The 26,356-nt window shown below is 61.4% G+C and carries 31 protein-coding genes; 14 read left to right on the top strand and 17 right to left on the bottom strand.

Annotation, left to right across the window (positions count from 1 at the left end; all coding sequences use genetic code 11):
• Positions 1-8: 8 nt before the first annotated feature.
• The gene (locus ACMA5I_RS01865; protein WP_525884523.1) at positions 9-566 is read left to right on the top strand and encodes a pyridoxamine 5'-phosphate oxidase family protein; all 558 of its coding nucleotides are present in this window, start codon (positions 9-11) and stop codon (positions 564-566) included.
• Between the two features lie 43 nt (positions 567-609).
• On the opposite strand, the gene ACMA5I_RS01860 is transcribed toward ACMA5I_RS01865, so the two are convergent.
• Positions 610-1,293: a VPLPA-CTERM sorting domain-containing protein gene (locus ACMA5I_RS01860; protein WP_525884522.1), complete on the bottom strand. Its 684-nt coding sequence runs from the start codon at positions 1,291-1,293 to the stop codon at positions 610-612.
• Between the two features lie 82 nt (positions 1,294-1,375).
• Here ACMA5I_RS01860 and ACMA5I_RS01855 point away from each other — a divergent pair, with 82 nt between their 5' ends.
• Together ACMA5I_RS01855 and ACMA5I_RS01850 are read left to right on the top strand one after the other, a co-directional pair.
• Positions 1,376-2,299, top strand: a complete 924-nt coding sequence (locus tag ACMA5I_RS01855) for an SPFH domain-containing protein (protein WP_525884521.1) — start codon at positions 1,376-1,378, stop codon at positions 2,297-2,299.
• Entirely contained in the window at positions 2,296-2,715 is a 420-nt protein-coding gene (locus ACMA5I_RS01850; RefSeq protein WP_525884520.1) for an NfeD family protein, read from the top strand. The genes ACMA5I_RS01855 and ACMA5I_RS01850 overlap by 4 nt, the downstream gene beginning before the upstream one ends.
• Positions 2,716-2,721: 6 nt before the next feature.
• On the opposite strand, the gene ACMA5I_RS01845 is transcribed toward ACMA5I_RS01850, so the two are convergent.
• The 4 genes from ACMA5I_RS01845 to hslO form a co-directional block, all read right to left on the bottom strand.
• The gene (locus tag ACMA5I_RS01845) at positions 2,722-3,321 is read right to left on the bottom strand and encodes a LysE family translocator (protein WP_525884519.1); all 600 of its coding nucleotides are present in this window, start codon (positions 3,319-3,321) and stop codon (positions 2,722-2,724) included.
• 108 nt (positions 3,322-3,429) lie between these two features.
• A complete protein-coding gene (locus tag ACMA5I_RS01840; protein ID WP_525884518.1) occupies positions 3,430-4,575 on the bottom strand; it encodes a tRNA nucleotidyltransferase/poly(A) polymerase-related protein in 1,146 nt (381 codons plus the stop codon).
• The gene (locus tag ACMA5I_RS01835) at positions 4,568-5,164 is read right to left on the bottom strand and encodes a CoA pyrophosphatase (protein WP_525884517.1); all 597 of its coding nucleotides are present in this window, start codon (positions 5,162-5,164) and stop codon (positions 4,568-4,570) included. Before ACMA5I_RS01835 ends, ACMA5I_RS01840 begins: the two co-directional genes overlap by 8 nt.
• Positions 5,165-5,242: 78 nt before the next feature.
• Positions 5,243-6,229, bottom strand: coding sequence for an Hsp33 family molecular chaperone HslO (hslO, locus tag ACMA5I_RS01830; RefSeq protein WP_525884516.1), 987 nt, complete (start codon positions 6,227-6,229; stop codon positions 5,243-5,245).
• Positions 6,230-6,299: 70 nt separating this feature from the next.
• Between hslO and ACMA5I_RS01825 the strand changes: the two genes are divergently transcribed.
• Together ACMA5I_RS01825 and ACMA5I_RS01820 are read left to right on the top strand one after the other, a co-directional pair.
• Positions 6,300-6,734: an NUDIX domain-containing protein gene (locus tag ACMA5I_RS01825; protein WP_525884515.1), complete on the top strand. Its 435-nt coding sequence runs from the start codon at positions 6,300-6,302 to the stop codon at positions 6,732-6,734.
• Positions 6,731-7,243 carry a DUF2799 domain-containing protein gene (locus ACMA5I_RS01820; protein WP_525884514.1) on the top strand — a complete coding sequence of 171 codons (513 nt, stop codon included), beginning with the start codon at positions 6,731-6,733 and terminating at the stop codon, positions 7,241-7,243. The genes ACMA5I_RS01825 and ACMA5I_RS01820 overlap by 4 nt, the downstream gene beginning before the upstream one ends.
• Positions 7,244-7,250: 7 nt before the next feature.
• Here the strand turns inward: ACMA5I_RS01820 and ACMA5I_RS01815 are convergent, their stop codons facing one another.
• The 11 genes from ACMA5I_RS01815 to ACMA5I_RS01765 form a co-directional block, all read right to left on the bottom strand.
• Positions 7,251-7,889 carry a hypothetical protein gene (locus tag ACMA5I_RS01815; protein ID WP_525884513.1) on the bottom strand — a complete coding sequence of 213 codons (639 nt, stop codon included), beginning with the start codon at positions 7,887-7,889 and terminating at the stop codon, positions 7,251-7,253.
• Between the two features lie 61 nt (positions 7,890-7,950).
• Entirely contained in the window at positions 7,951-8,367 is a 417-nt protein-coding gene (arfB, locus tag ACMA5I_RS01810) for an alternative ribosome rescue aminoacyl-tRNA hydrolase ArfB (protein WP_525884512.1), read from the bottom strand.
• A gap of 225 nt (positions 8,368-8,592) precedes the next feature.
• Positions 8,593-9,222, bottom strand: a complete 630-nt coding sequence (locus ACMA5I_RS01805) for a queuosine precursor transporter (protein WP_525884511.1) — start codon at positions 9,220-9,222, stop codon at positions 8,593-8,595.
• A gap of 74 nt (positions 9,223-9,296) precedes the next feature.
• On the bottom strand, positions 9,297-9,896 hold the full coding sequence (locus ACMA5I_RS01800; RefSeq protein WP_525884510.1) for an HAD family hydrolase: 600 nt from the start codon (positions 9,894-9,896) through the stop codon (positions 9,297-9,299).
• Entirely contained in the window at positions 9,897-10,127 is a 231-nt protein-coding gene (locus tag ACMA5I_RS01795; protein ID WP_525884509.1) for an I78 family peptidase inhibitor, read from the bottom strand. It lies immediately after the preceding gene.
• A 23-nt stretch (positions 10,128-10,150) separates the two neighbouring features.
• A complete protein-coding gene (locus tag ACMA5I_RS01790) occupies positions 10,151-10,444 on the bottom strand; it encodes an I78 family peptidase inhibitor (RefSeq protein ID WP_525884508.1) in 294 nt (97 codons plus the stop codon).
• A complete protein-coding gene (locus ACMA5I_RS01785; RefSeq protein WP_525884507.1) occupies positions 10,441-11,613 on the bottom strand; it encodes an amino acid aminotransferase in 1,173 nt (390 codons plus the stop codon). Before ACMA5I_RS01785 ends, ACMA5I_RS01790 begins: the two co-directional genes overlap by 4 nt.
• Entirely contained in the window at positions 11,606-12,100 is a 495-nt protein-coding gene (locus ACMA5I_RS01780; RefSeq protein WP_525884506.1) for a GNAT family N-acetyltransferase, read from the bottom strand. Before ACMA5I_RS01780 ends, ACMA5I_RS01785 begins: the two co-directional genes overlap by 8 nt.
• Positions 12,097-12,948, bottom strand: coding sequence for a 3-mercaptopyruvate sulfurtransferase (gene sseA / locus ACMA5I_RS01775; protein ID WP_525884505.1), 852 nt, complete (start codon positions 12,946-12,948; stop codon positions 12,097-12,099). Before sseA ends, ACMA5I_RS01780 begins: the two co-directional genes overlap by 4 nt.
• Before the next feature lie 158 nt (positions 12,949-13,106).
• On the bottom strand, positions 13,107-14,018 hold the full coding sequence (locus tag ACMA5I_RS01770; protein WP_525884504.1) for a GT-B fold glycosyltransferase domain-containing protein: 912 nt from the start codon (positions 14,016-14,018) through the stop codon (positions 13,107-13,109).
• A gap of 24 nt (positions 14,019-14,042) precedes the next feature.
• On the bottom strand, positions 14,043-14,897 hold the full coding sequence (locus ACMA5I_RS01765; RefSeq protein ID WP_525884503.1) for a DUF1989 domain-containing protein: 855 nt from the start codon (positions 14,895-14,897) through the stop codon (positions 14,043-14,045).
• A 207-nt stretch (positions 14,898-15,104) separates the two neighbouring features.
• On the opposite strand from ACMA5I_RS01765, the gene ACMA5I_RS01760 reads away from it, so the two are divergent.
• The 9 genes from ACMA5I_RS01760 (at position 15,105) to dctP (ending at position 25,032) form a co-directional block, all read left to right on the top strand.
• Complete coding sequence (locus ACMA5I_RS01760; protein ID WP_525884502.1) at positions 15,105-16,262, top strand: Hint domain-containing protein; 1,158 nt, start codon at positions 15,105-15,107, stop codon at positions 16,260-16,262.
• Positions 16,263-16,444: 182 nt separating this feature from the next.
• Entirely contained in the window at positions 16,445-17,551 is a 1,107-nt protein-coding gene (locus tag ACMA5I_RS01755; RefSeq protein WP_525884501.1) for an ABC transporter ATP-binding protein, read from the top strand.
• A gap of 104 nt (positions 17,552-17,655) precedes the next feature.
• Entirely contained in the window at positions 17,656-18,774 is a 1,119-nt protein-coding gene (locus tag ACMA5I_RS01750) for an extracellular solute-binding protein (RefSeq protein WP_525884500.1), read from the top strand.
• Between the two features lie 50 nt (positions 18,775-18,824).
• A complete protein-coding gene (locus ACMA5I_RS01745; protein ID WP_525884499.1) occupies positions 18,825-19,115 on the top strand; it encodes a DUF1330 domain-containing protein in 291 nt (96 codons plus the stop codon).
• Positions 19,112-20,761: an ABC transporter permease gene (locus ACMA5I_RS01740; protein ID WP_525884498.1), complete on the top strand. Its 1,650-nt coding sequence runs from the start codon at positions 19,112-19,114 to the stop codon at positions 20,759-20,761. The genes ACMA5I_RS01745 and ACMA5I_RS01740 overlap by 4 nt, the downstream gene beginning before the upstream one ends.
• Before the next feature lie 4 nt (positions 20,762-20,765).
• A complete protein-coding gene (locus ACMA5I_RS01735) occupies positions 20,766-21,938 on the top strand; it encodes an ABC transporter permease (RefSeq protein WP_525884497.1) in 1,173 nt (390 codons plus the stop codon).
• Between the two features lie 152 nt (positions 21,939-22,090).
• Positions 22,091-22,609, top strand: coding sequence for a TRAP transporter small permease subunit (locus ACMA5I_RS01730; protein ID WP_525884496.1), 519 nt, complete (start codon positions 22,091-22,093; stop codon positions 22,607-22,609).
• The gene (locus tag ACMA5I_RS01725) at positions 22,599-23,921 is read left to right on the top strand and encodes a TRAP transporter large permease (RefSeq protein ID WP_525884495.1); all 1,323 of its coding nucleotides are present in this window, start codon (positions 22,599-22,601) and stop codon (positions 23,919-23,921) included. Before ACMA5I_RS01730 ends, ACMA5I_RS01725 begins: the two co-directional genes overlap by 11 nt.
• Before the next feature lie 13 nt (positions 23,922-23,934).
• Entirely contained in the window at positions 23,935-25,032 is a 1,098-nt protein-coding gene (gene dctP, locus ACMA5I_RS01720; protein ID WP_525884494.1) for a TRAP transporter substrate-binding protein DctP, read from the top strand.
• A gap of 70 nt (positions 25,033-25,102) precedes the next feature.
• On the opposite strand, the gene ACMA5I_RS01715 is transcribed toward dctP, so the two are convergent.
• A complete protein-coding gene (locus ACMA5I_RS01715) occupies positions 25,103-26,314 on the bottom strand; it encodes an acyl-CoA dehydrogenase (RefSeq protein ID WP_525884493.1) in 1,212 nt (403 codons plus the stop codon).
• Positions 26,315-26,356: the final 42 nt, after the last annotated feature.

Genomic DNA, 26,356 nt, shown 5'->3' with positions numbered 1-26,356 from the left:
AGACGCGCATGGCGACCCAATATGACAGTCTGAACGAGACCTATATCAACTGGATCGCCAAACAGCATATTTTTTTCACCGCCACGGCCACCGCGGACAGCCGCGTCAATATGTCGCCGCGCGAGGCCAGCGCCTTTCGCGTGATCGGCCCGAACCGCGTCCTCTATCTCGACTATACCGGCAGCGGCAGCGAAACGGCGGCGCATCTCAAGGTGGATGGCCGCATGACCATCATGTTCTGCGCCTTCGACACCCCACCCCTGATCCTGCGCCTCTACGGCACCGCGCGCTCGCTCAACTGGGACGACCCGGCTTTTGAGACCGCCTTCGCCGAACATTTCCCAAACGCACAACGGATCGGCACCCGCCAGATCGTGACGCTCGACATTGATCTGGTGCAAAAATCCTGCGGCTACGGCGTCCCCTTCTTCGACTTCGCTGGCGAGCGCGACTTGCTGCGCACCCATATGGCCGGCAAAGGCGAGGACGGCGTCCGCAAATATTGGCGCGAAAAGAATGCGTTGAGTATCGACGGGCTACCGACGGGGATTGTCGAGCCGGAATGAAGGCGGCCGTGCAAAAAAGCCCGACCGCTTTTAAAGTTAAAGATCAGCGGCGCTTTCTGGCTGTGAACCCAAGACCCGCCACGCCCGCAATCAGCAAAAATGCACTTGCTGGAAGTGGCGTCGCAAAAGGCGGGTTGTAGAGAATGCGGCGATCATCCATCTCGATGGCCCAATAGTCATAAGCGACGTCAACAATTCTCAGGATCTCGCCACCACCCAAAGTGCGATTGGGACTTCCAACGCCATCGAAACACAAACCGGGACTTCCCGCGAAACCTCGCTCAGGCGTAAGGCTTATTCCGGTCCCAGTAAGACAACTTCTCTCAAAGTTACTCACATCAAGATGAGTTAGGACGCCCGCCGAAGTCGTCTCGGCGATCGCGCACTCATAAAAGACGCACCGCTCCTGCTCGAAACGATAAGATGTGCCATAGCGTCGCTGAACTTGCCCTTCCACATAGGCGCTCAACACAAAATCTTGCTGCCATGTTGGTGCATTTCGATCCATATCTTCCGCCAAAAGCGGAAGCCGCTTGCCGAAATCGCTTTCATCTATTGCAAACCGATAGTTGATGGCGCAACGTCCCGATTTTCCGAGATCAATCCAATCGTCCACCTCAAGACGATAACCACATTCGCCTTCACCCGTGACAGAATAATACTGCGTCGCCGCCTGCACGGTAACCGCGCTGACAACTAATGCTACCAAAGTCAGAATAAGCCGCATATGTTCCCTCCAAATCACCTCGCTCAATGTTAACATTATTTAGCGAAAAGTAAGTGATAGATTTGATTTCACGGAGTGTCCCATGCCCATCGACCCGATTTTCCTGCCGATAGCCCTCGCCCTTTTGGTGATCCTGACCATTTCGCGGGGTGTCCGCTCGGTGCCGCAGACCGAGGAATGGACCATCGAACGCTTTGGCAAATATCGCAAGACGCTGGAGCCGGGCCTGCATCTCATTGTGCCTTATATCGACAAGATCGGCGCGAAGATTAACATGCAGGAAAGCGTGCTGGACGTCGCTTCGCAGGATGTGATCACACGCGACAACGCTATGGTCGTCGTCGATGCGGTGCTGTTTTATCAGGTCGTTGACGCGGTGAAGGCGGCTTACGAGGTGCGCGGGTTGGAGCGGGGTCTTATTAATCTTGCGCAGACAAATATCCGTTCGGTGATCGGCTCGATGGATCTCGATGAGAGCCTCTCGAACCGTGATATAATCAACAACAAATTGCTTTCGGTGATCGACGATGCGGCGACGCCTTGGGGCGTGAAGGTGACGCGGATCGAGATCAAGGATCTCTCGCCGCCCGAAGATATTAACGATGCCATGACCCGCCAGATGAAGGCGGAGCGGGAGAAGCGCGCGGAGATTTTGCAGGCAGAAGGCGCCAAGCAAGCCGCTATTCTGCGGGCCGAGGGGATGCGCGAAAGCCAGATCCGCGAGGCCGAAGGGCGCCGCGAGGCCGCCTTCCTCGACGCCGAAGCGCGGGAGCGACAGGCCAAGGCCGAGGCGCAGGCGACCGAGGATGTGAGCCGCGCCATCGCCGCCGGGGACATCAACGCCATTAACTACTTCATCGCGCAGAAATACACCGAAGCGCTCAAGGATGTGGCCGCCAGTCCGAACGCGAAAACCGTGATGATCCCGCTTGAAGCGGCGTCGCTGATCGGCTCGCTGACCGGCATCGCGGATGTGACCAAGGCGATCAAGGAGCAGAACACATGAGCCCCGTGATCTGGGCCTTGATCGGCCTCGCGCTCCTCGGTGTCGAGATTTTCCTGCTCGGAAGCTTCTGGCTGATCGGTATGGGGATCGCGGCGCTTGGCGTGGCGATGCTCGGCGCGGTGCTGCCCCTCGGCCTCGGCGCGCAACTGGTGATTTTCGCAATCTTGGCAGTCATCGCGCAATTCGCAGTGAAGAAATGGCAGCGTGATCAGGGCGGGCCAGACGCGCCGAAAATCAACGACCGCGCCCGCGGGATGATCGGCCAGACGGGCACTGTGATCACAAATGATAAAATCGCCACCGAGGCGGGCCACTGGTCGGCCAAACGCAAGGACGGGCTGACCCTTCAGGCGGGCGCAAAGATGAAAATCGTCGGCGCGGAAAACGGGGTGCTGCTCGTCGAGCCGCTCCCCTGACGGCGGTTAATGATCGGTGACCATCCAGTAGACACCGACCAAGATCAAAGCCGCCATCGTTAGGTTAAACAGCCGCAAATGCAGCGGATTTTTCAGGATCCGCTGTAACCCCGCCCCAAAAATCGCCCATGTATGCGCAGAGCCGAGGCCGACAAGCACCGCGATCACCGACATGATCAGGGCACTCTGGATCGGGTCTTCGCGGGAGGCAAAAGTGCCGGTCAGGCCGACCGCCATGGCCCAGGCTTTCGGATTGATCCATTGAAAGCCCGCCGCTTGGAGAAAGGTGAAGGGCTTGCGGTCCACCTCGACATCGCCGCCGCGGCCGGAACTGCCGATTTTCCACGCGACCCAGATCAGCAGCGCCGCGCCAACCCAGCGCAGCACCTCGTAGAAGATCGGCGAGCGGTCGATTACCCCGCCAAGCCCGAGGGACACCACCAGCAGCATCGCCGCAAAGCCAAAGCCGACACCAATCGCATGGGGCTCCGTCCGGCGCAGGCCAAAGGTCGCGCCCGAGGAGGCCAGCATGGCGTTGTTCGGTCCCGGCGTCCACGCCCCCGCCGCATTGGCAAGCGCAAAGGCGATGATCTCTTCGCGTGTCATGGTGATATCCGTAAAAGTTGCGTTTGCAACAGTGGCATGGTTTCAACGCGGCCACAAGCGCTTGGTCGCGGCCCTGTCACAGGTCGTAGACCTGCGCCGCCAAGGGGGTCAATCCCCCGCAGGCGGCGCACGCCGGAGGCTTCGCAAAAGCGCGTCTTTTTGCGCAGTCATGCCACTCTCCAGCCACGCGGCTTCCAGCATCTTGAGCGCATCCCCGAGCGACTTGCCCTGATAGTCCGGCATCAGATCCGCCGCTTTCACCGGAAATTCCGCCGCCGCGCCGCGCGCAATTTCGCGATCCGTGTCGGGGTTGAGCGGCTCCATCAGGCAGGCCGCGCGGACAAGCGCGCCGTCCTTCGCGATCTCCGGGCCGTAGCGCCACGCGGCCTCCGCCGCGCCCATGCCCGCCGCGTCGATGATCTGCGTGATCTGTTTTTCCTCAGCATTTGAAAGCTTTAGCCGTGAACGATCCCCGCCTAACACCGCGAGACGGCGCGGCCATGCGGGTGGCAGATCCTCAATATGGACAAGAGGGGCCAGCGCCTGCGTTTGCGCCCCAAGCAGCAGATGCGCCAGCACGCCTGACGCCTCCATGCTCGCGACAATCGGCGCAGGGTCGGGCGCATCCAGCAGCTTGCGCATCTCCGCGCCGATCCGCTCCGCCGAGAGTTGGCCGAGCCCGTCCGCGAGCGCGGCGGACGCGGCCAGACCCTCAGGATCAATCGCCTCGCCATACCAAGCAGTGAAGCGGAAAAACCGCAGGATTCGCAGGTAATCCTCACGAATCCGCTCTTCCGCTGCGCCAATAAACCGCACCCGGCGGGCGGCGAGATCGTCGCGCCCCTGCCCCGTTGGATCATGCACCGCGCCGGTGCGGTCCATATAAAGCGCGTTCATGGTGAAATCGCGCCGCGCGGCGTCCTCCGCGATGCTGTCCGAAAACGCCACCACGGCGCGGCGGCCATCGGTCTCCACATCCCGGCGGAAGGTCGTGATTTCATAGGGCGTTTTGTCGATGAGCAGCGTCACCGTGCCATGGTCGATCCCGGTCGGCAGGGCGCGGATTCCGGCGGTCTCAGCGAGATCCATCACCGTTTCGGGGCGCGCATCGGTGGTGATGTCGAGATCGCTGCGCGGCGCACCAAGCAGCAGGTTCCGCACCGCGCCGCCGACGAGAAAGGCCTGATAACCCGCCTCTTCGAGCAGCGTCATCACCCGCGCCGCGCCGGTATCTCCCAAAAGCGGCTCAGACATGGGCGAGCCTTTGGGCGAGATTGTGCAGCATCCGCGCCGTCGCGCCCCAGATGTAATAGGGCCCGTAAGGCACCGTATAATAATAGCGCCGCCGCCCCTGCCAGCGCCGCCCTTCGATGTGGTAATTGTCGAGATTCATCAGGAAGCTGAACGGGACCGTGAACACCTCCTCCACCTCGCCCGGCTCCGGCACGGGCGTAAAGGGCGCGGTGATCCGGGCAAGCACCGGCGTGACCGCGAAGGCCGTGACCGTTTCATGCGGATCGAGATGGCAGATCACCTCCGCCGCGCCCTCGGGCAAGCCGATCTCCTCACGCGCTTCGCGCAGGGCCGTGGCGCTCAGGTCCGCATCACCGGGGTCTTGCTTGCCACCCGGAAACGCGATTTGCCCCGCATGTTGCTTGAGATGCGCCGAGCGGCGGGTCAGCAGCACCTCCGGCCCGTTCCGCCCGTCCTGTATCGCGACCAGCACCCCCGCCGGGCGCAAATCCCGCGCCGGGAACGCCATATTGTTGAGATCGCCATCGCTGGAGGGCAGCGGCGCATCGCGCAAGGCGCGAACCAACGGATCGAAATCGGGCAAACTCATGGCGCTATCCTTCGCCGCCCCGCCCCGATTTGCAAGGCGCAGATGCGAAAACGCCCCGGCAAAACCGGGGCGCTTGGCTTAGCTTTCCGCCTCGAACCCCACCGTTTTGGGGTCCAGCACGTAATGCGCACCGCAGAACTGGCAATCTGCCGTCACGTCACCTTCATCGGTGGTCATGTGGGCAATGTCCTTGGCCGAGTAGATCGACAGGGAATTGCGCACACGCTCCTCCGAACAGGTGCAGCCGAAATTCACCGGCTGGCGGTCATAGATGCGCGGCTGCTCCTCGTGGAAAAGACGCAGCAGCAGCTCCTCGGTCGGCACATGCGGGCCGATCAGCTCGGTCAACTCCACCGTTTCCATCAGCATGGTCGCGCGGTTCCAGTTCTCCGAATCCTGCCCTTGCAGCAGATCTTCGGGCTTCGGCATCCCGCTTTCATCCGCATCGCCCTGCGCGTGCAGCCCCGCTTTTGGCAGATGCTGAAGCATGATGCCGCCCGCGCGCCAGCCGGGCGCCTGCCCCTGCATATGGTTCTCGCCATAGCCGATGGCGAAGCGGCTCGGAAGCTGCTCGGACTGCGCGAAATAGGTCTCGGCACAATCGGCAAGCGAGGTGCCCACCAGCGGCGTAATCCCCTGATAAGGCTGCATATCCTCACCCTGATGGATCACGATGGCAAACATGCCCTTGCCCAGCATCTGGAACGGCTCGCGGTCGTCCAGCGCCTCTTCGTCGAAGCTCGCATAGGCCCGGATCGTCGCCGGCTCGCCCTCGGCGGCAGGCGCATAATAGTCGGTCGCGATCAGCCGGATCGGCCCGTCGCCCCGCACCTGCAGCGACAGCCGCCAGCGCAGTTTCACCGTCTGCCCGATCAGCGCGGTCAGCACCGCGGCTTCGGCCACCAGCGCCTGCACCGGCAGCGGATAGTTGTGCTGGTCGAGGATCGTCTGCAACGCCTCGTCGAGCCGCACCACCCGGCCCCGAATATCGGCACGGTCAAGCTGGAACGGCAGGATCATGTCATCCTGGCGCAGCGTTTTGGTCTCGGTCGAAGCGTCCATCATCTCACTGTCCTTTGTCTGGCAAGGGCGAGAGATAGGCGTTACGCTCGGCCCATTCAAGCGTGAGGACCCGATGCGCAGATTTGGCCGCCCCCGAAAGCCCGAGATCAGCTATGCCGAGCGGCCGGGGGTTTACGGGATCATCGCCTCGGGGGAGATGCTGCTGCTGACCCAGACCGACACGCTGCAATTGCCGGGCGGCGGGATCGATCCGGGCGAAAGCCCGCTCCGCGCGCTGCATCGGGAATGCTATGAGGAAACCGGCTGGAAGATCGCGCCGGTCCGGCGGCTCGGGGCCTATCAGCGTTATGCGTGGCTGCCCGAATACGGGTTCTACGCGCGCAAGATTTGCCAGATCTATATCTGCCGCCCGGTGCGCCGCCTCGGCCCAGCGACAGAGCCGGATCACATGCCGCTCTGGATGAGCGCCGCCAATGCGGTGGCCCATATCGACGTGAGCGGCGACGCGGTCTTTGTCGCCCGCGCCATCAGGGAGGGATGGATATGAAGAGACTGTTTACCGCCGCGCTGCTGCTGTCGGGCCTCGCGCTCGCCGGCTGCGCGAGCCTGAGCGAAGAGCAATGCGCCGCTGGCAATTGGGAAGAAATCGGCCGCCGCGACGGCGCGAATGGCCGGACAGCCAGCTATCTTGCGAACCACAGCAAAGCCTGCGCCGATCTCGGCATCCAGCCCGACGCCGCGCTATGGGAAGCGGGCCGCCAGCAAGGGCTGCAATATTACTGCACCCCCGAAAACGCCTATCGCGAAGCCCGTAACTTCTACCGCTCCGTCGCTGCCGTCTGTCCCGCCAGCCCAGCTTTGGAACGCGCCTATCGAGACGGCCTCGAATGGCGCCGCCTCGAGGATCGGATCGACGATGAAAAAGACGACATTCGAGACGCCTATCGCCACGCCCGCCGCGACGGCCGCGGCTTCCCCCAAGCCGCCGCAGCCCTCGCGCGGATGGATATTCAGCAGTATCGGATGCGGCAACGGATGATTGACGCGCGGTATTGAGGACGCGTTAGCGAAAGGGTGGCACGTCGCCGTAGAGCGCTTCGTCAAGATCGTCGAGCGCGTCTATGTCGCGGCCATAACCAAGCTTCAGCAAGGTTTCGGCTTCCGAATGGCGGGGATGGACGGCCTTCGAAAAAGGATCGGGCATATTCAGCGGCTGCGCGTATCCAAAGCCGTAGTCAATCGACGCCACCCCGCCGACATCCAAGGGGATGTCATGCCCGATATAGGTCCAGACATGGGCATCGCCGATAACAATAGTCGCCGAGTCCTCGCGGGCAGCGAAAAAGAGTTCGCGAACCGTCAGATCGCCGCCCACGATGATGAGACTGCCCCATTCCGTCACAAGGCGGTCGCAGGACAAATTCCCCGTGACGATGAGGATCATATTCCCATCGCCATGCTCCCAATTCAGATGAGACAGGCTGATCGGACCTTTGGTCTCAAGATCGCCCTCAATCAGATAACACCCGTAACCCTCGGGCAGCGGGTCTGCCGGATCATGATCTGCCGAGCGCAGCAAACAAGGCATATCCGAACTCGTCTCCCATGGCCGAAGATCAAACCGCGCGATGTGCCGCCCCAACTCGCCACCGAGCCCAACCGCACGTGTTTTGAATTCGCTGAAAGTTATGTTGGTTTGCATGGGCCAGTCCTTGTGATGTGTGAGGGGATAAGACGCCGCAAAGTATATCGGAGTGCCGCGCCTAAAGATCCACCTTCCCGCGCAGCTTCTTCACCTCGGCCCGCTGCGCTTTCGCCTCCATCCGCTTGCGCTTCTGGTTCTGGCTCACCCGCGTCTTGATCCGTTTCTTCGGCCTTTCCAGCGCCTTGCGGATCAGCGCGGCGAGTTTTTCGCGGGCGGCTTCGCGGTTCATGCCTTGGGTGCGATGCTCCTGCGCCGTGATGAGCAGCGCGCCGTCCTGCGTCCAGCGGCGGCCAGCGAGGCGTTTGAGGCGGGATTTCACATGCTGCGGCAGGTTCGGCGAGCGCGCGGCTTCGAACCGCAGCTCGACCGCCGTGTTCACCTTGTTCACATTCTGCCCGCCGGGACCGGAGGAGCGCACGAATTGCTCGGTCAACTCCCAGTCCTCTATGGCAATGTCGTCATTGATGCGCAGCATAGTCCTACCCTATCAAACTCAATGAAAAAAGGCACCGGATCGCCGATGCCTTTTCCGCAGAAGCCTGCGTTATCGCTGCCCGTCGGGCCTCATCATCGGGGGTTGCCCCTTAGATGGATCCCTTCGGGAGTTGACCGATATGCAAGCTGTTTCCACTAGACATCGGATCACCTCCTTTCGTTTCTTGCCCCTATATCTGGTAGCCTGACATAGTTTTGCAACAAGTCAAACAAATTTTACGGATCCGCGAAATTTATCGACAAGGAGGCGGAACGGCACGAGGGCCAGAAGGGCGAGGGTCATCTTCAGGAGCCAGTCTGCGGTGGCAAGCGACACCCAGAGCGGGGCAACCGGGCCGAAGCCGAGCAGCGGGATCTGTTCATTGGCCCAGGAGACATCGTTGCTCGGGTCGATGAAGGACAGCTGCGCCGAGAAGGCGACCGAGAAGAAGAGAAACGTGTCGAGGCAGGAGCCGACGAAGGAGGACGCCAGCGGCGCGCGCCACCATTGCCCTTCGCGCAGGCGGTCAAAGACAAGGATATCAGCCGTTTGCGCCAGCAAAAACGCCGTGCCCGAGGCGATGGCGATGCGCAGCGTGACGAGCGGGCCGAACTCGCCTTGAATTTGCGTGCCGATCAGCGAGCAGGCGATGCCGATGACAAAGCCCGCAAACACAACGCGGCGCGCCTGATCCGGCCCGTAAAGGCGGTTCATCAGGTCGGTGACGAGGAAGGCGAGCGGGTAGGTGAAGGCGCCCCAGGTCAGCCAGTCGCCAACGAGGAATTGCACACCGATATTGGCAGCGACAACGATGGCCGCCATGGCGAGGACGCCGTAAAGAGTTCCGGTTTTCATGATCACTCCGTATTTTTAAGGAAGGTCGCGGATAACTTCCAATGGGCGGCTGATAGGGCTTTGCGCCCGGCCCGTCAAGCGGTGAGAAGCGGGGATAATGCGGCGCGCAAGCCGTCGGGCTCGGTGAAAAGATGCGTTTGCCAACCGCGCGCTTTCGCGGCGGCGATGTTCTTTTCGCTGTCATCAGTGAAGAAAAGCTGTGAGCCTTTGAGACCAAGCGCGTCCTCAACATAGGCGAAAATCGCGGGGTCCGGTTTGATCATGCCGAGACTGCCCGAGATGAATTTCAAGTCGAAATGCTGGAGCGCGCCAAACCGCTTTTGCGCCGCGGCGAAGGTGTCCTTGCCGAAATTCGAGAGCGCATGGACGGGCACGCCCTTGGCTTTCAAATCATGCAGAATGGCTACGCTGCCTTCGATTTCCGGGCCCACCATCTCGTCCCAACGATCGCCCCACAGCATGATTTCGGCGGCATCGTCAGGGTGGTCCGCCGCCAGATCATGCAGAACCTCGCCCATATCCGCGCCCGCATCGACGCGCTCATTGGCGGCAAAAATCCCGGTACGGGCGTAAAACTCATGGCGATCCTCGCCCATGAGCGGCGCATAGACTCGGTCTGGCTGCCAGTCGATCAGCACGCGGCCAATGTCGAAAATGACCGCCTCAGGCGCCACTTAGTAGCACTCGACCGCTTGCACCGTGCCGTCCGCGCCGATCTCGAAATTGACGCGGGTGCCGTCGAAATCCTTGGCCACCTGATCGCCGGGATGGATCACGCGGTGCTGCAAATCCGCCGGGAGCGTGGTGTCCTCAATTGCAGATTCCGGCTGACCAATCAGCTCCACATAGGCCGAGGCCGTGCAGTGATCGGGCGCCGCATCCGGGCTGGCCACAGCGCTCAGCATCAGCCCGGAGAAAAGGGTCGCGCTTAGTAACACTTCACCTCCGTAATGGTGCCAGCCTCATTGACGAGGAAATTCACGCGGTTGACACGGTAATCCATCGTCACCGCGTCACCCGGGCGGATCACCCGGTAGCGCAGCGAGGACGGCAAATTTGTGATCACAGACTGATCCTGCCCCACCCAGCTTTGATAATTCGGCGCGAGGCAGGTCAGGCTGTCGCTCGGCGCATTGGGTGTCGCGGGCGATGTCGGGGCGGTCGGCACGGGCTGACAGGCGATCAGCGCGAGCGGAACGAGAAGAAGGGCAAAACGGGTCACAGGCCAGCCTCCAGAATGGCGTCGGCAAATTGGTCCGCCTTGTCGAGCGGCATGCCGGCGATGTTGATCCGGCTGTCGCCGGTCATGTAAATACCGTTGTTTTCGCACATGGTTTTCACCTGCGCCTCGGTCGCGCCGAGGCGGGAGAACATGCCATTTTGCGATTTGAGGAAGGCGAAACGGTCGGTTTTGGCCTTCTTCGCCAGCGCATCCGCAAGGGCGTCACGCTTGCCCTGCATCTCGATGCGCACGGCCTCAAGCTCATCCGCCCACTCTTTCGTCATGGCCTCATCGCCAAGAATGGTGCCGACGATCCGCGCACCATGATCGGGCGGGAAGCTGTAGGTCACGCGGTTGAGCGAATTCAGCGTCGCCTGCACATTCGGCACGGCATCCGCCTCGCTCGGGATCACGAAAAGCGCGCCCACACGTTCGCGGTAGAGGCCGAAATTCTTCGAGCAGCTTGCCGCGACCATCAGTTCCGGCAGCTCTTCGGCCAGCATCCGGGTCGCCCAAGCGTCGGCCTCAAGCCCCTCGCCAAAGCCGAGATACGCGAGATCGACCAGCACGGTCGCGCCCTTCTCTTTCATCAACGCAGCGATCTCTTTCCAGAGCGCCTTGTCCGGGTCGATGCCGGACGGGTTGTGACAGCAGCCATGGAGCAGGACGAGATCACCCTCCTGAACCCCTTGAAGATCCTCCAGCATCCCTTCGAAATTCGCCACCGCGCCATCGGCGTAGCGATAGGATTTGCGGGCCATCCCGAGGTGATCGAGGATCGCCGGGTGGTTCGGCCAGCCCGGCTCGGAAATCCAGACGGTGCCTTCGGGCCGCACCTTGCGGTAAAGCAGAAACGCCTGATGCAGCGCGCCCGTCCCGCCGACGCCCTGCACCGCCGCCATCCGGCGATCGGTCGCGCCAAAGACCAGCTTTTTCATGCCTTCGAGAAACTCGGCCACACCGGCAAGCGCGCCATATTTCTTGGTCGTCTCGATCTCATGGATCCGCGCTTCGGCGGCGCTCACAGCTTTCATGATCGGCGTGACGCCCTCAGCATTGCGATAGACGCCGACGCCGAGGTCAATCTTCTCGTCACGCGGATCATTCGCAAAGTCCTGCATGAGCTGGAGAATCTTGTCCGCCTTGGGCTCGGGCAATCCGTTAAACATTTCGCATTCTCTCCTTGGTCCGAATGGGCTGGAATCCAACGCTCTGATAGAGCGGCAAAGCACGGGGATGGTCAAGTGTGCAGGTGTTCACAGTAAGCTTTTTCGCCCCATTTTTATAGGCTGTCGCGACAGCGTGACGCAGAAATGTGCGCCCGATTTTGAGGCCGACCGCTTCGGGCACGAGGCCGAAATAAGCGAGATCGACCGTCTCCCCGCCCTCCAGCATGAAGAACCCATGCGGCCAGCCCTGTTTTTCAAGGGTAAAAAGCCTCACATCGTGGCGCGCGATCCAGGCCGCGGTGCCGTCCCGGTCGTCATGGCGGTCGGTCCACTGATAGGCCGCGCCAACCGCGTCATAGAGGCTGAAAAAATACCAGAGCGGGAAGTTCACCGCCTCTGTGATCACAAAACCGTCTGGCAAGGGCGGCGGCGCGTCGGGCGGCGCGGCCATCTCCAGATAGGTGATGGTGACGGCGGCCTCGGTCATCCCTTTTCGACAGGCAGGTCCTCAAAGGCACCCCACTCCGCCCAGGAGCCGTCGTAAAGCGACCAGTTCTTATGGCCGATTTCCTCCAGCGCGAGGCCGAGGATCGCCGCCGAAATGCCCGAGCCACAGCTTGTGACCACCGGCTTGCTCAGATCGACGCCGCCCGCCTCGAAGGCAGATTTCAGCGCCACGTCGTCTTTCATCGTGCCGTCTTCGGCGAGAAGCTGGCCAAACGGCACATTCTTCGCGCCGGGAATATGGCCCGCCCGCAGGCCCGGACGCGGCTCTTCCAACTCGCCCCGGAAGCGCTCGCCCGAGCGGGCATCGACGATTTGCGCATCCCCCAGCTTGGCGTGGGCCGAGACTTGCGTGACATCGCGCACCAGCCGCGCATCGCGGCGGGCAGTGAAATGGCGGTCGCGCAGGGCAGGCAGATCGTCGGTCAGCGGCCGGCCCTCGGCCTTCCATTTCGGCAAACCGCCATCCAGAACCGCCACATCGGTCTTGCCCATCAGCTTGAACAGCCACCAGACACGCGGCGCGGAGAAAATCCCCGTGCTGTCATAGATGATCACGCGATGCCCGTCGCCGATCCCCATGGCGCGCATCCGGGAGACAAATTTCTCCACCGGCGGGGCCATATGCGGCAGATGGGACTGCGCATCTGCGATTTCCTCGATGTCAAAGAACCGCGCTCCGGGGATATGCTCCGCCTCATATTCGGCGCGCGCATCGCGGCCCGCATCGGGCATATGCCAGCTTGCGTCGAAAATGCGGAGGTCCGGCGCGGACAAATGCGCCTCCAGCCAGTCCGTGGAAACCAGATTTTGCCGTGCCTCGCCGCTCATAGCTCTCTCCTTCGCTCGCCATAGCCCTAGTGAGCGCGGGATGAAATGGCAAGCAAGGACCGCCCGGAATGGGGTCTGAACCCGCGATTTTCGCGCGAATTCCGGGTCAGCTACGGATTCTTGTATGCGCGTTCAAGTTTTGACACGCGCATACAATATCAACCAGTCTGCTTGTCCTTGCGAAAGTCGTTGTCGGGATATTTCTCCACGAAATACATGCACATGCTCATGATATCGGGGAAATCCGAGTGCTTCGCGATCAGCGCCGAGCAGAAATCGAGCATGTTGAAGCGCCGCAGCGTGTAGGGCCGCCGTCCGCCGTGATAGTGGATCAGCCGCGCGTCGCTCAGGTCCGTGTGTTTATGGATCGTTTTCGGGATCGAGCGGTTCCAGTTGTCATCGAGGATCGTGTAGGGCAGATCCATCCGCGCCACGGCGGCCGCCAGCGCGATCTGGTCAAGCCATGGACGTTTGCGCTGCACCTGCATCCGGTGGTCGATCTCCAGCGCCGTGTCGAGCCATGTCTCGCCAAAACGCTGGCCCGTGGCGCTGACCTCCGGAAAGGTCACGACGCCCGCATTGAAATAGAAGCACTGCCCATTCCGCGCGTGGCGGGCGTGATGACCCGGCGCGATGCCAAAGTGATCACAAACCGGCCCCCATTGGCGCGGGTTGTTCGCCCAGACCGAAGCGAGCGCGTAGCGAGCCGAGAAATGGCCGGGGGTGACGAGCTCCGAGATGTGGAAGGGGCGCGGCGCGAGAATATCCGTGTCGAGGAACACGCCCATCTCGCCGTCCCGCTTGGCAGCGGCGGCGAGCATCTTGTTGCCCTGAAGATAAACGCCGTCGAAAATGTCATTCTCCGGCAGCGGGCGGATCTCGACGCCAGCCCGCTCATGCGCGGCAATCACCCGCGCGTCGATCTGCGGCAGGCGGTGGCCGGGCGCATAGGCGACGATCTCGACCCCCTCCGGGTCCATGAACTCCTTGAGCGAGGCGAGCAGCAGCACGGACTGCCACTCGATCTTGCCGAGGTCGATCATGTAAAACAGCGTTGTTTTCGCGGTCATATCAGCCTGTCTGGACGCTTCGGATCACGGCCATTCATAGCCGGAGCGTGGCGGCGTGTGCCAGTCCTTCAGCGCATCCGCCTCGGGCGCAGTCACTGTGATCTCCAGCGGATAACAAGCCGCGCTGTCGCTCGAATGCTCCGCCCCGCAATCGCCGCCGGGACAGGCGGAAAGGCCGATAAGCAGATCCATTTCCGCGAAAAACTCCAGATAATCGCCGGGCCGAACCGGGCTTGCCTTCATGAAATATTGCCCCGTGTCGCGGGTGAACCCGGTACACATGAAGACATTCAGCACATCATGGACATGCGGCTCCGCCTCGGCGGGCGAGACGCCGAGATGACCCGCGAGCGCGTTGGTCAGGTTGGAATGGCAACAATGGTGGTAAGGCTGGCCGGAGAGCAGATGGCCGGTATAGGGGTCGCAGCGGGTGCCGATCACGTCATGGACCGAGCCGCCATCCGCGTCGATCCCATACCAGCCGAGCGTGTCCTCAATGATCGTCGCGAGCGGGCGCAGCGACGGAAAGGACGACCAGAGCCGGTCGCCGGTGGAGAGATGCGTGCCATGGAGCGCGCGGGTTTTGCCCGAATAGAAACGTTCCTGAAGGTCCGTCACGTTCCAGACATTGAGATCGCCCACCTGCGGCCCCTCGACCGACGTGATGCGGAAAATATGGCCTGCGGGAACGGCAACGCAACGCGCCTCACGGGGTGGCACCGTGACTCGTGCGGTCTCCCGCCCGCTATCGCGCGCGTCGCGATAGAGCGCGAGGTTGGGCACGGGCAGATCGGCGGGGTCGTAGCAGATCACCGGCTTTGCCGCGCGGCGCGTTTCCGCATCCGGCGGCGCGGGATGATCTGGCGTCGCGACTGTCACAATAAGGCCCCCTAATAGATCGGAATCGTTAACGGATTATGCGCGAAGTCATCACGCCCCGGCAATCCAACTCTTTGCCAAATATAAAAAACACTAAGTTGTGAAGCTCCAGAATGTTACAATTTTATTGAATAAATTAACATTTCATTTACCAATTCAGCCGGGCTTTGCGCCCATCGACGAATCTGCCGCGTCTGGGGTGAGAAAATGGCTGCTGGTACAACTTTTTCTGTTATCTATCTTGGTAAACTCGATCCGATTGACCCGACCGAGGGTGAGCAATTGGAGAACAGATATCGCGCGGATGTCGACGCGGAGAATGCGGACGAGCTTGTCGGTATGGTTTTTGACGAACTGAGATCCGCAAGCACTCAGACATTCAGCGCTGGCGAATACGACAGTCGGGACACCAGTGGTTTCACGATCACCTATAACCAAGACAATACCTATCGGGGTGACGACACCTTTAATATCACGGATTCTCAAGGCAATACGACGGAGCATGTCTTTGACGCGACGGCCTATTATCGCGCCCAGATCACATATGGCGATGACACCACCGATAATGTGCAACTCGTGATTTTTCAGGACACGGAAGGCAATACTTGGATTGCTCCCCCAAACTCTCAATATTCACCAAATGCCGCCAAACTTGGCGCCGATCCTATCCAGCGCATTGAAATCACAGGCCTGATCAACAACCGATATCCCGGGCTGGCCGCGACACGAGAGCAAGTTGAGATCGTGACCGTGCCGTGCTTCACAGTGGGCACGATGATTGAAACGGATCGCGGCGCGGTGGCGGTCGAGCAGCTACGGGTGGGCGATCTGGTCCGCACCGCTGATCACGGGATGCAGCCTTTGCGGTGGATTGGGCAACGCAAGCTGACCGCGACGGAATTGGCAGCGGCACCCAAATTGCGACCTATCCGGATCGGCGCGGGTGCGCTTGGCGGTGGCCGGCCGGAGCGCGATCTTGTCGTCTCGCCGCAGCACCGCGTGCTGGTCCGCTCCAAGATCGCGCAACGCCTGTTTGACGCGAATGAGGTTTTGGTGGCCGCCAAGCAGCTTCTACCAAATGACGGGATCGATGTGGTCGAGGACGAGGCGGGCGTCACCTATGTGCATGTCATGTTCGACCAGCATGAGGTGATTTTCGCCAATGGCGCAGCAACGGAGTCGCTTTATGCAGGACCCGAAGCGCTGCGCGCGATTGATGCGGCGGGCGTGGACGAATTGCAGACGCTTTTCCCGGAACTGCGTTCTGGCGCGCGCCCTGCCCCGGCTCGGCATCTCGCTTCGGGCCGCAAGGCGCGCAAGCTGGCGATGCGGCATGCGCAGAACAACAAGCCGCTTTTGATGTAAGCGGCGCGGGCGGCCAAATTCACGCTTTCAAACTGCATAAAAACCGCGCAACCGCGCGCGAATTTTCCGCAGATCGCCGCGCGTGACGTAGCGGCATGCGACAAAGCGACGTGATCCCCTGCAAACGGCTTGACCGGCAAACAATCGCCGATAAGCTGAATTTGAGCTAAATTGGGGGTGTCTTGAAACCGCATGTAAATCCGGACGAACGGCATTTCGTCGAATTCGAGCATGTCCAGAAAAGCTATGATGGCGAAACTCTGGTCGTGAAAGATCTCAATCTCGACATCGCAAAGGGCGAGTTTCTGACCATGCTGGGGCCGTCGGGGTCCGGCAAAACCACCTGCCTGATGATGCTCGCGGGCTTCGAGACCGCCACCAATGGCGATATTCGTCTCGATGGGCAGAAGATCAACAACATCCCGCCGCACAAGCGCGGCATCGGCATGGTGTTTCAGAACTATGCGCTTTTCCCGCATATGTCGGTCGCCGAGAACCTGTCCTTCCCGCTGGAGCTGCGTAAGATCAGCAAGGCGGATCGTGAAGAGAAGGTGAAGGCGGCGCTCGACATGGTGCAGATGGGTGCCTTTGGCGGGCGGCGTCCGGCGCAGCTTTCGGGCGGGCAGCAGCAGCGGATCGCGCTGGCGCGGGCGCTGGTGTTCGAGCCGGAGCTGGTGCTGATGGACGAGCCGCTCGGCGCGCTCGACAAGCAGCTTCGCGAGCATATGCAGTTCGAGATCAAGCATATCGCGGATAATCTCGGCATTACGGTGGTCTACGTCACCCATGACCAGACCGAGGCGTTGACCATGTCGGACCGGGTCGCCGTGTTCGACGATGGCCGCATCCAGCAACTCGCCCCGCCGGACGAGCTATACGAGGCCCCGAAAAACAGCTTCGTGGCGCAGTTTATCGGGGAGAACAACACGCTGGAAGGCAAGGTCGAGACCATCGACGGCAATCGCTGCACGGTGCGGCTCGACAGTGGCGATCTCATCGACGCGGTGCCGATCAATGTGGATCAGGCGGGGCAGCGCACGCGGGTGTCGATCCGGCCCGAGCGGGTCGAGTTCAAGAAGGACCGGCTGCATCCCGATGCGCATCTCATCAAGGCCGAGGTGTTGGAGTTCATCTATATGGGCGATGTGTTCCGCACCCGCGTCCGCGTCGCCGGGAATGACGATTTCATCATCAAATGCCGGAACGCCCCGGATCAGCAGCGTCTTCAACCCGGCGAAGTGATCGAGATCGGCTGGCTGCCGGAGGATTGCCGGGCGCTGGACGCCTAAAGACATACGCGGCGGGCGACTGCCGCGCACGAGAAAGGGGACCGACCCATGCCCGGTGGACGGCCCCTCATCATCAAAATCGGGCGAACGACATGGAGAGTTGAATGAAACGCATGACAGTACTGGCCGCAAGCACCGCGCTGACCGCTTTGGGCGGTTTCGCGATTGCGCAGGAAATGGCCACCGACCTGACCTTTGTGTCCTGGGGCGGGGCCTACCAGAACAGCCAGCAAAAAGCCTATGTGGAGCCTTATATCGAGGCGAATCCGGACGTGTCCGTGACATGGGATGAAAGCTCGAACGAGGCCGTGGCGATGCTGCGCGCGCAGGACGAGGCCGGAAATATCACCTGGGATCTCGTCGATGTGGAAGGCCCGGACAGCCAGCGCCTCTGCGATGAGGGCCTCGCGATGGAGGTCGATTTCGAGGAAATGCTGGCCGAGGGCGATGATGGATCGTCGGTAGAGGATGATTTCGCCGATAGCGGCGCGCTCATCAATGACTGCTTCATCCCGCAGATCGTGTTCTCGACCACCTTTGGCTATCGCTCGGATGTGGCCGAATGGGAAGGCCGCGAGCCGGAGAGCCTGTGCGATATTTTCGATCTCGAAAACTTCCCCGGCAAGCGGGCGCTGGAGCAGCGGCCGAAGAAAAACCTCGAATGGGCGCTGCTCTGCGATGGCGTTGAGAAGGACGATCTTTACGACGTTCTCTCCACCGATGAGGGCGTCGAGCAGGCGCTGGCCAAGCTCGACACCATTAAGGATGAGGTGATCTGGTGGTCTGCGGGCGCGGAAACGCCGCAGCTTCTCGCCGATGGCGAAGTGGTGTTTGGCTCGACCTATAATGGCCGCCTTTTCTCGGTCATTGAGGAGCAGGACCAGCCGGTGAAAATGCTCTGGGACTGGCAGGTCTTTGACTATGACGGCTGGATCATCCCCGAGGGTCTGCCGGAGGATCGTCTGAACCGCGTGCTCGACTTCATTCGCTTTGCGACGGATACGCAACGTCTCGCGGATCAGGCGAAATATATCTCCTACGGCCCGGCGCGCGCGTCCTCGCAGCCGCTCGTCTCGACCCATGCGGATCTCGGCATCGAGATGGCTCCGCATATGCCGACCAACCCGGAGAACCAGAAGAACTACCTGGTCAACAATATCGAGTGGTGGGCGGACAATCAGGACGACGTGGAAACGCGTTTCCAGAACTGGCTCGCACAGTAACCTGAAACGGGGCCGGTCCGTCCGGCCCCTTTTTCGCAAGGACCATCGACATGCCCAAAGGCTACTGGATCGCCCATATCACCGTCACGGACCCGGATCTTTATCCCGAGTATATCAAGCTCGATAATCCGGTTATCGCCGAATATGGCGGCGTGTTTCTGGTGCGCGGCGGCCAATGCGAGGCCCCGGAAAGCCCGCAGCGCGACCGGCATGTCGTCATTGAATTCAAAGATTACGAGACCGCCCGCGCCTGTTATTATTCGGCAGGCTATCAAGAGGCGGCAAAGATCCGGCAACGGGCGGCGGAGAGCGATGTCATCATCGTCGAGGGGCACGCATGAGCGCGAGTGATCCGCTTCTCACCGTCGATGGCCGCCCGCTCAAGCAGAGCCTGAACCGCGCTTTGCGCCAGCAGAAGCTGCGAGCGCTGATGCTGGTCGCGCCGCTGCTGATTTTCATCATGCTGACCTTTGTGCTGCCGATTGCGGATATGCTGTTCCGTTCGGTCCAGAACCAGATCGTCAGCAACACCCTGCCTGAGGCGACGCGCAGTCTCGACGATTGGGATGCCACGAGCGGCGAAGCCCCGCCCGAGGCCGTCTATCGCGACCTCTATTTCGATCTTTTTCTGGCGTCGGAGGCCAAACAGCACACGCGGCTTGGCTCGCGGTTGAATTATGAAGAGTCGGGCATGTCCTCGCTCTTCCGCGGCTCCGGGCGCGGGCTCGATGATGTGGCCGAGCCCGCCGAGGAGATGCTGGTCGCGCAGAGTGAGGCATGGGAGGACGCGGCCTTCTGGTATGCGCTCATGACCGGCGAGCCCGAGGGCGACCGCGCCAGCGATGTGCTGAGCGAGGCGCGGGCGCGCTATGCGAATATGACCGGCGAAGGCGCGGGCGGTGATCTGGGCTTCGAGCCCGGCGCGGAGATTTCGGCGCTTCTGCCGCGCACCGCCAAGACCTATGCGGACTTCGCCGTCCTCACCGTCAAGGATGACGAGGATGTGGTGGCCGAGGAAGAGCCGTGGGAGTCGGTTTACGCGGCCCTCGCGCTCGATCTCCAGCTCAACGATGTGTCGCGCTATGACGGCCCCGGTGCGGCGGAGCTTCAGGCCGCGCAAGCGGCGGGTCTGCCGGTGGCGGATTTCAAGGCGGCCTTTCTCGAGATGGATGATGAATGGGGCGATCCGGACATCTGGGCGCTGATCCAGACCTATAGCCCCGCCTATACGCCCGGCTATTTCCTCAACGCGGTGGACCTGCAACTCACCCCCGACGGGATCGAACGCCGCCCGGACAATGAACGCATCTATCTTAAACTGTTCCTGCGCACGCTGGTCATGTCGCTGACGATCACCGCCTGCTGCATCCTGCTGGGCTATCCGGTGGCGTGGCTGCTCGCCAACCTGCCCGCGCGCAAGGCGAACCTGCTGATGATCCTCGTGCTTCTGCCCTTCTGGACCTCGCTTCTGGTCCGCACCTCCGCGTGGAAGGTGATGCTCCAGCAACAGGGTGTGATCAACGATGTGCTGGTCTGGCTCGGGATCGTCACCGAGGGCGGACGGCTCGTGATGATCAACAACCAACTCGGCACGATCATCGCGATGACACATATTCTGCTGCCCTTCATGATCCTGCCGCTCTACTCGGTCATGTCCACCATCCCGCCGACCTATCTCAGGGCCGCCAAATCCCTTGGCGCGACGAACTGGATCGCCTTCTGGCGCGTCTATTTCCCGCAAAGCGTGCCGGGGATCGGCGCGGGCTCGATCCTCGTGTTCATCCTCGCGATTGGCTATTACATCACGCCGGAGATCGTGGGCGGCACGTCGGGCGTGTTCATTTCCAACCGGATCGCTTTCCACATCTCCTCCTCGCTCAACTGGGGGCTGGCGGCGGCGCTCGGCTCGATCCTCTTGGTGGCGGTGTTGATCCTCTACTGGGCTTACGACCGGATCGTGGGCATCGACAATGTGAAGCTGGGGTGAGGTCATGATCCAACGCGCAATCACACAGCCCGTCAGCTTCGTCGCCCCCGTGGTCGCCGCCTTCGGCGCGCTGGCCGGGCTGTTCGTCGGCACGGCGCAAGGCTCCGGCCTCACGGGCGCGATCATCGGCGCACTCGTCTCCGCCGGGATGACGCTGTTTTTCATGAAGGTGTTTCCGCAAAAGCGCTCCGCCTTCTGGGGCACGGTGGCGGTCTTCACCCTGCTCGGCTTTCTCGGCGCGCAGCTCTCGGGGGCCATCGTTGGGGCGCTGTTCGGCGCGTTCTTCGCCTGGATCATCTTCTGGCTCGCCACCGGCACCTATCGCGACGCGCTCCCGCCCTATGCAACGGCGGGGCAGGTCCTCTGGCATTACACCTTCCTCGTGATCTGCGGGGCGATCTTCATCTCCCTGATCACGCCGATCCTTGTGGTGATGCCGCTCAGTTTCAACGCGCAGAACTTCTTTACCTTCACGCCGGAAATGCTGGCGCTGGACCCGGACGGCTATTCGCTCCGCCATTACCGCGACTTCTTTAACACCGCCGACTGGCAGAGCGCCCTGCGCAATTCGCTGACCATCGCGCCGGTGGCAACGCTGCTCGCCGTCGTGTTCGGCACCCTCGCCGCCATTGGCCTCAGCCAGCCGCATGTGCCGTTTCGCCGCGCGATCATGGCGATCCTGATCTCCCCGATGATCGTGCCGCTGATTATCTCGGCGGCCGGCATGTATTTCTTCTATTCGCGGATCGGGCTGCAGGGCACCTATCTCGGTGTTGTCCTCGCCCATGCGGCGCTCGGGATTCCCTTCGTGATCATCACCGTCACGGCCACCCTCGTCGGCTTCGACCGCTCGCTGACCCGCGCCGCCGCCAATATGGGCGCGGGCCCGGTCACGACCTTCTTCAAAGTGCAGATGCCGCTCATCATGCCGGGCGTGATCTCGGGGGCGCTCTTCGCCTTCATCACCAGCTTCGACGAGGTGGTGATCGTCCTCTTCGTCGGCTCGGCCCAGCAAAAGACACTGCCATGGCAAATGTTTATCGGCCTGCGCGAGCAGATCAGCCCGACCATCCTCGCCGTCGCCACACTCCTTGTTGCCATCTCCATCGCACTGCTGGCCACGCTGGAATTGCTGCGCCGCCGTTCCGAGCGCCTGCGCGGGCTTTCGCCAAGTTAACGTAACGTCAATAAAAGAAGGCCGTTGTGGCCGCTCGCAACTGCGAAAAAAGTGCGCAAGAAAGTTGCGTATCCATTTGACCTAGCGTCGCATCCTTGGCAACGTTGCGAAGACTTTGGCGGCGCGCCGCCATTTTGGGAGGAACGCAATTTATGATTATCCGCGCCATTGATGCGCTCAACGAGATCGTTGGCCGTATCATTTGCGTCGCCGCACTGATCTTTGCGGCGATCATCGTTTACGACGTCATCATGCGATACGTGCTCAACGAGCCGACTCGCTGGGCCTTTGACGTCAGCAAGCAGCTTTATGGCTTCTACTTCATCCTGCTCGGCGGCTATGCCCTCAAGCATCAGGCGCATGTGCGCGTCGATCTTCTGGTCGAGAAAATGAAGCCGGGCCTGCGCCGCATCGTCGATATTCTCGGCTATGTCATCTTTTTCCTGCCCTTCGCCTATGTGTTCACGCAGCGGACATGGGAATTCGCCATGACAAGCTGGGGCCAGAAAGAGACGACCTATGGCGCGATTGCCATGCCGGTCTATCCGCTCAAGATGGCGCTCTTCGTTGCGGCGGTTCTGCTGGCGCTTCAGGGGCTTGCCGAGGTGCTGAAGCTGATCTTCACCCCGGCTGACGAGCTTTACGATCCGGAGGTGCCCCATGGGACCTGAACTGGTCGCACTCTGCATGTTCGGCCTGCTTTTGCTGGGCCTCTTCATGGGTCACCCGCTGGCCTTCGTTCTCGGCGGCACTGCCATTTTGGGCGCCGTGATCGCGGGCAAGACCGCCGTTCTCGGCATCGTGGTCAACCGCATCTTCGGCGAGGTGCTGGACAATTACATCCTCATCGCCATCCCGCTCTTCGTGTTGATGGCGCAATTCCTGTCCAACTCAGGGGTGACGGATAAGATGTTCGAAAGCCTACGGCTTTTGATGTCGAACGTTCGTGGCGGCCTTGCGCTGGCGGTGGTGTTCATCTCCGTCCTACTCGCGGCAACAACCGGCATCATCGGCGCCTCCATCACCGTAATGGGTCTGATGGCCCTCCGCCCGATGCTGCAATATGGCTATGCGCCCTCGCTGACGACTGGTGTGATCGCGGCGTCGGGGTGCCTCGGCATCCTGATCCCGCCCTCGATCATGCTGATCCTGATGGCCAGCTATTCGCCGCTGTCGGTGGGTGAGCTCTTCGCGGGGTCCATGATCCCCGGCGTGATGCTCGGCTTCCTTTACGCGCTTTATGTCTGGATCATCTCGATGATCCGCCCGGACCTCGCGCCCGCGGTGGAGCCGGACGAAAAACTGCCCACGGGCCAGCTTCTGCGGATGCTCGCGATTGAAGCGGTGCCGCCGCTGGTGCTGATTCTCGGCATCCTCGGCACCCTACTCGCAGGGGTCGCAACCGCGACCGAAGCCAGTGCCATCGGCGCGTTCCTTGCTCTGTTGATCGTGATCTTCCGGGGCAAGTTCACATGGGAAAGCTTCTATGGCGCATTGACGGAGACCGCGAAAACCAGCGCGATGATCCTCTTCATCGTCGTTGGCGCAACGGCCTTTACCGGGGTGTTCAACATCACCGGCGGCCTGCGCGCGACGCAGGAGCTGATCCGCGCGCTCGACATGCAGCCCTGGATGCTGATTGCGGTGATGCTGTTCATCGTCTTCATCCTCGGCGCGTTCCTCGACTGGACCGGCATCGTGCTGCTCTCCTTCCCGATCTTCCTGCCGATCGTGCAGGAAATGGAGGGGATCAGCCTGCTCTGGTTCGTCGTGCTGATGGCGGTGGTGCTGCAAACCAGCTTCCTGACACCCCCATTCGGCTACGCCCTCTTCTATCTGAGGGCCATCGCGCCCCGAGAGGTGCGCACCGGACAAATCATTATGGGCGTGCTGCCATTCATCGCGCTCATTCTGCTGATGTGCTTCCTGGTCGCGGCATTCCCCGGCCTTGTCACATGGCTTCCAGAAACGCTCTACAACTAAGGGAGGAAGAGCAATGCTGAAGAAAACCACAATGATCGCGGGCCTGTCGGGCCTCGCCCTCAGCGCAACCACCGCGCTGGCGCAGGAACAGTGGACGATGACCACCACATGGTCGAGTGCGCTGGAGTTGATCGAAACCGACAAGCATTTCGTCGATCTGGCGAACAAGCTTGTGGGCGACGAAGTCACCATCGAGTTCTATGAGGGCGGCGCGCTCGTCCCGCCGGGCGAAGTGTTCGGCGCCGTGGAATCGAACACCGTACAGGCCGGCGCGGACTGGCCCGGCTACTGGGCGGGCCGTGACCCGGCGTTCTCCGCGCTGGCGACCACACCGTCGCTCTTCAACGCCGTCGATTACGTCAACTGGATCCAGCAATGGGGCGGTAAAGAGATCTATGAAGATATCTACGGCCAGTTCGGCATGGTCTATCTACCCTATGGCGTGACCAACAACGAATCCGGCTTCCACACCGCCGAGCCGATCCGCTCGCTCGAAGACCTTGCGGGCAAGCGTCTGCGGGTGTCGGGTCTGGAGCAGGGCCGCCTTCTCGAAAAACTCGGTGGCAGTCAGGTCTCCATGGCTGGCGGCGAAGTGTATCAGGCGCTTGAGCGCGGCGTGATCGACGGCGGCGAGTTCTCGACCCCCAATGTGGACTGGTCCGCAGGCTTCCAGCAGGTCTCCGATTACTGGGCGACCCCCGGCTGGCACCAGTCGGCGTCCGTCTTCGGCGTGATGATCAACCAGTCGGCTTGGGATGCGATCTCGCCGGAAGCGCAGGAAAAACTGCGGATTGCGGCGGATGCGACCATGCTCTGGTCCCTCGCCTTCACCGAGAAGCGCGCCACCGAAGCCTATGCGCAGTGGGACGAAGCGGTCGAAATCAACCGTTACGACGACGCGATGCTCGAGCAGGTGCAGCAGATGGCCAACGAGACCATCGTCGAAGTCTCCTGTGAGAACCCGTCCTCGGCCCGCGTCTATCTCTCCATGATGGAATATCTCAACGACTATTCCTCCTGGCGTGACGCCTCGGCCCCGTTCAACCTCGGCCGCACGCCGAACGGCCCGGATGTCGCAGCCATCCGCGAATGTGCGCCCGACGCTGAATAAGCCGCGACAGCCCGAAAAACGAAAAGACCGGCCTCGCGCCGGTCTTTTTTATTGCGGGATGCGAGGCGCTTTAGAAAAACGCCTGCAACCCCGTCTGCGCGCGCCCGAGGATCAGGGCGTGGACGTCATGGGTGCCTTCATAGGTGTTCACCGTTTCCAGATTCACCATGTGGCGGATCACCTTGAACTCTTCGGAGATGCCGTTGCCGCCATGCATGTCGCGGGCGAGACGGGCGATGTCGAGCGCCTTGCCGCAGTTGTTCCGCTTCATGAGCGAGACCAGCTCCGGCGCTGCTTGCCCTTCGTCCATCAAGCGGCCAAGGCGGAGCGAGCCTTGCAGGCCGAGGGTGATCTCCGTTTGCATATCGGCCAGTTTTTTCTGGAAAAGCTGCGTCTGCGCGAGCGGTTTGTTGAACTGTTTGCGGTCCAGCCCATATTGCCGCGCCGCGTGCCAGCAGGCTTCCGCCGCGCCCATGGCACCCCAACTGATGCCGTAGCGGGCGCGGTTGAGACAGCCGAACGGACCCTTGAGACCCTGCACGTTCGGCAAAAGCGCATCCTCGCCGACCTCGACATTGTTCATGACGATCTCGCCGGTGGTGGAAGCGCGGAGCGAGAGTTTGCCGCCGATTTTCGGAGCGGAGAGACCCTCCATCCCCTTCTCAAGCACGAAACCGCGAATCTTGCCGTCATGGGCTTCGGATTTCGCCCAGACGACGAAGACATCCGCGAAGGGCGAGTTGGAGATCCACATTTTCGAGCCGTTGAGGACATAACCACCCTCGGTCTTTTTCGCCGTGGTTTTCATGCCCGCGGGGTCGGACCCGGCGTCGGGCTCGGTCAGGCCGAAACAGCCGATGAACTCCCCCGAGGCGAGTTTCGGCAGATATTTCTGGCGCTGCTCCTCGGAGCCGTAAGCGTCAATCGGATACATTACCAAAGAGGATTGCACCGACATCATGGAGCGATAGCCACTGTCCACCCGCTCCACTTCCCGCGCAATCAGACCGTAAGTGACATAGTTGGAGCCAAGCCCGCCGAGATCTTCAGAGACGGTCACGCCGAGCAGCCCGGCCTCGCCCATCATCGGGAAGAGATCGGGATCGTCCTTTTCCTCGCGATAGGCATCGGTCACACGCGGCGCAAGCACGTCATTTGCGAAGGCACGGGCCGCATCGCGGAGCATCCGCTCATCTTCCGTGAGCTGCTGCTCCAGCAGCATCGGATCGCTCCATTCGAAACTTCCAAGCTCCGGCCCATGGCCGAGGGTATCCTTAGGCATCACTGTCTCCTTCTCCCAGTTGGCGGGAGGATAGCAGAGGAA

Origin of the sequence: Jujubicoccus corallicola (genome assembly GCF_047345645.1) — a bacterium.
GTDB lineage: Bacteria > Pseudomonadota > Alphaproteobacteria > Rhodobacterales > Rhodobacteraceae > JBLEFH01.
The sequence above is the reverse complement of the archived record's forward strand: the minus strand, read 5'-3'. Positions and strand labels throughout refer to the sequence as shown.

Bases quoted from the DNA above. Each gene is read 5' to 3' on its own strand.
- ACMA5I_RS01865 (WP_525884523.1), top strand. From the start codon at position 9: ATGGCGACCCAATATGACAGTCTGAACGAGACCTATATCAACTGGATC.
- ACMA5I_RS01860 (WP_525884522.1), bottom strand. From the start codon at position 1,293: ATGCGGCTTATTCTGACTTTGGTAGCATTAGTTGTCAGCGCGGTTACC.
- ACMA5I_RS01855 (WP_525884521.1), top strand. From the start codon at position 1,376: ATGCCCATCGACCCGATTTTCCTGCCGATAGCCCTCGCCCTTTTGGTG.
- ACMA5I_RS01850 (WP_525884520.1), top strand. From the start codon at position 2,296: ATGAGCCCCGTGATCTGGGCCTTGATCGGCCTCGCGCTCCTCGGTGTC.
- ACMA5I_RS01845 (WP_525884519.1), bottom strand. From the start codon at position 3,321: ATGACACGCGAAGAGATCATCGCCTTTGCGCTTGCCAATGCGGCGGGG.
- ACMA5I_RS01840 (WP_525884518.1), bottom strand. From the start codon at position 4,575: ATGTCTGAGCCGCTTTTGGGAGATACCGGCGCGGCGCGGGTGATGACG.
- ACMA5I_RS01835 (WP_525884517.1), bottom strand. From the start codon at position 5,164: ATGAGTTTGCCCGATTTCGATCCGTTGGTTCGCGCCTTGCGCGATGCG.
- hslO (WP_525884516.1), bottom strand. From the start codon at position 6,229: ATGATGGACGCTTCGACCGAGACCAAAACGCTGCGCCAGGATGACATG.
- ACMA5I_RS01825 (WP_525884515.1), top strand. From the start codon at position 6,300: ATGCGCAGATTTGGCCGCCCCCGAAAGCCCGAGATCAGCTATGCCGAG.
- ACMA5I_RS01820 (WP_525884514.1), top strand. From the start codon at position 6,731: ATGAAGAGACTGTTTACCGCCGCGCTGCTGCTGTCGGGCCTCGCGCTC.
- ACMA5I_RS01815 (WP_525884513.1), bottom strand. From the start codon at position 7,889: ATGCAAACCAACATAACTTTCAGCGAATTCAAAACACGTGCGGTTGGG.
- arfB (WP_525884512.1), bottom strand. From the start codon at position 8,367: ATGCTGCGCATCAATGACGACATTGCCATAGAGGACTGGGAGTTGACC.
- ACMA5I_RS01805 (WP_525884511.1), bottom strand. From the start codon at position 9,222: ATGAAAACCGGAACTCTTTACGGCGTCCTCGCCATGGCGGCCATCGTT.
- ACMA5I_RS01795 (WP_525884509.1), bottom strand. From the start codon at position 10,127: ATGCTGAGCGCTGTGGCCAGCCCGGATGCGGCGCCCGATCACTGCACG.
- ACMA5I_RS01785 (WP_525884507.1), bottom strand. From the start codon at position 11,613: ATGTTTAACGGATTGCCCGAGCCCAAGGCGGACAAGATTCTCCAGCTC.
- ACMA5I_RS01780 (WP_525884506.1), bottom strand. From the start codon at position 12,100: ATGACCGAGGCCGCCGTCACCATCACCTATCTGGAGATGGCCGCGCCG.
- sseA (WP_525884505.1), bottom strand. From the start codon at position 12,948: ATGAGCGGCGAGGCACGGCAAAATCTGGTTTCCACGGACTGGCTGGAG.
- ACMA5I_RS01770 (WP_525884504.1), bottom strand. From the start codon at position 14,018: ATGACCGCGAAAACAACGCTGTTTTACATGATCGACCTCGGCAAGATC.
- ACMA5I_RS01760 (WP_525884502.1), top strand. From the start codon at position 15,105: ATGGCTGCTGGTACAACTTTTTCTGTTATCTATCTTGGTAAACTCGAT.
- ACMA5I_RS01750 (WP_525884500.1), top strand. From the start codon at position 17,656: ATGAAACGCATGACAGTACTGGCCGCAAGCACCGCGCTGACCGCTTTG.
- ACMA5I_RS01745 (WP_525884499.1), top strand. From the start codon at position 18,825: ATGCCCAAAGGCTACTGGATCGCCCATATCACCGTCACGGACCCGGAT.
- ACMA5I_RS01740 (WP_525884498.1), top strand. From the start codon at position 19,112: ATGAGCGCGAGTGATCCGCTTCTCACCGTCGATGGCCGCCCGCTCAAG.
- ACMA5I_RS01735 (WP_525884497.1), top strand. From the start codon at position 20,766: ATGATCCAACGCGCAATCACACAGCCCGTCAGCTTCGTCGCCCCCGTG.
- ACMA5I_RS01730 (WP_525884496.1), top strand. From the start codon at position 22,091: ATGATTATCCGCGCCATTGATGCGCTCAACGAGATCGTTGGCCGTATC.
- ACMA5I_RS01725 (WP_525884495.1), top strand. From the start codon at position 22,599: ATGGGACCTGAACTGGTCGCACTCTGCATGTTCGGCCTGCTTTTGCTG.
- dctP (WP_525884494.1), top strand. From the start codon at position 23,935: ATGCTGAAGAAAACCACAATGATCGCGGGCCTGTCGGGCCTCGCCCTC.
- ACMA5I_RS01715 (WP_525884493.1), bottom strand. From the start codon at position 26,314: ATGCCTAAGGATACCCTCGGCCATGGGCCGGAGCTTGGAAGTTTCGAA.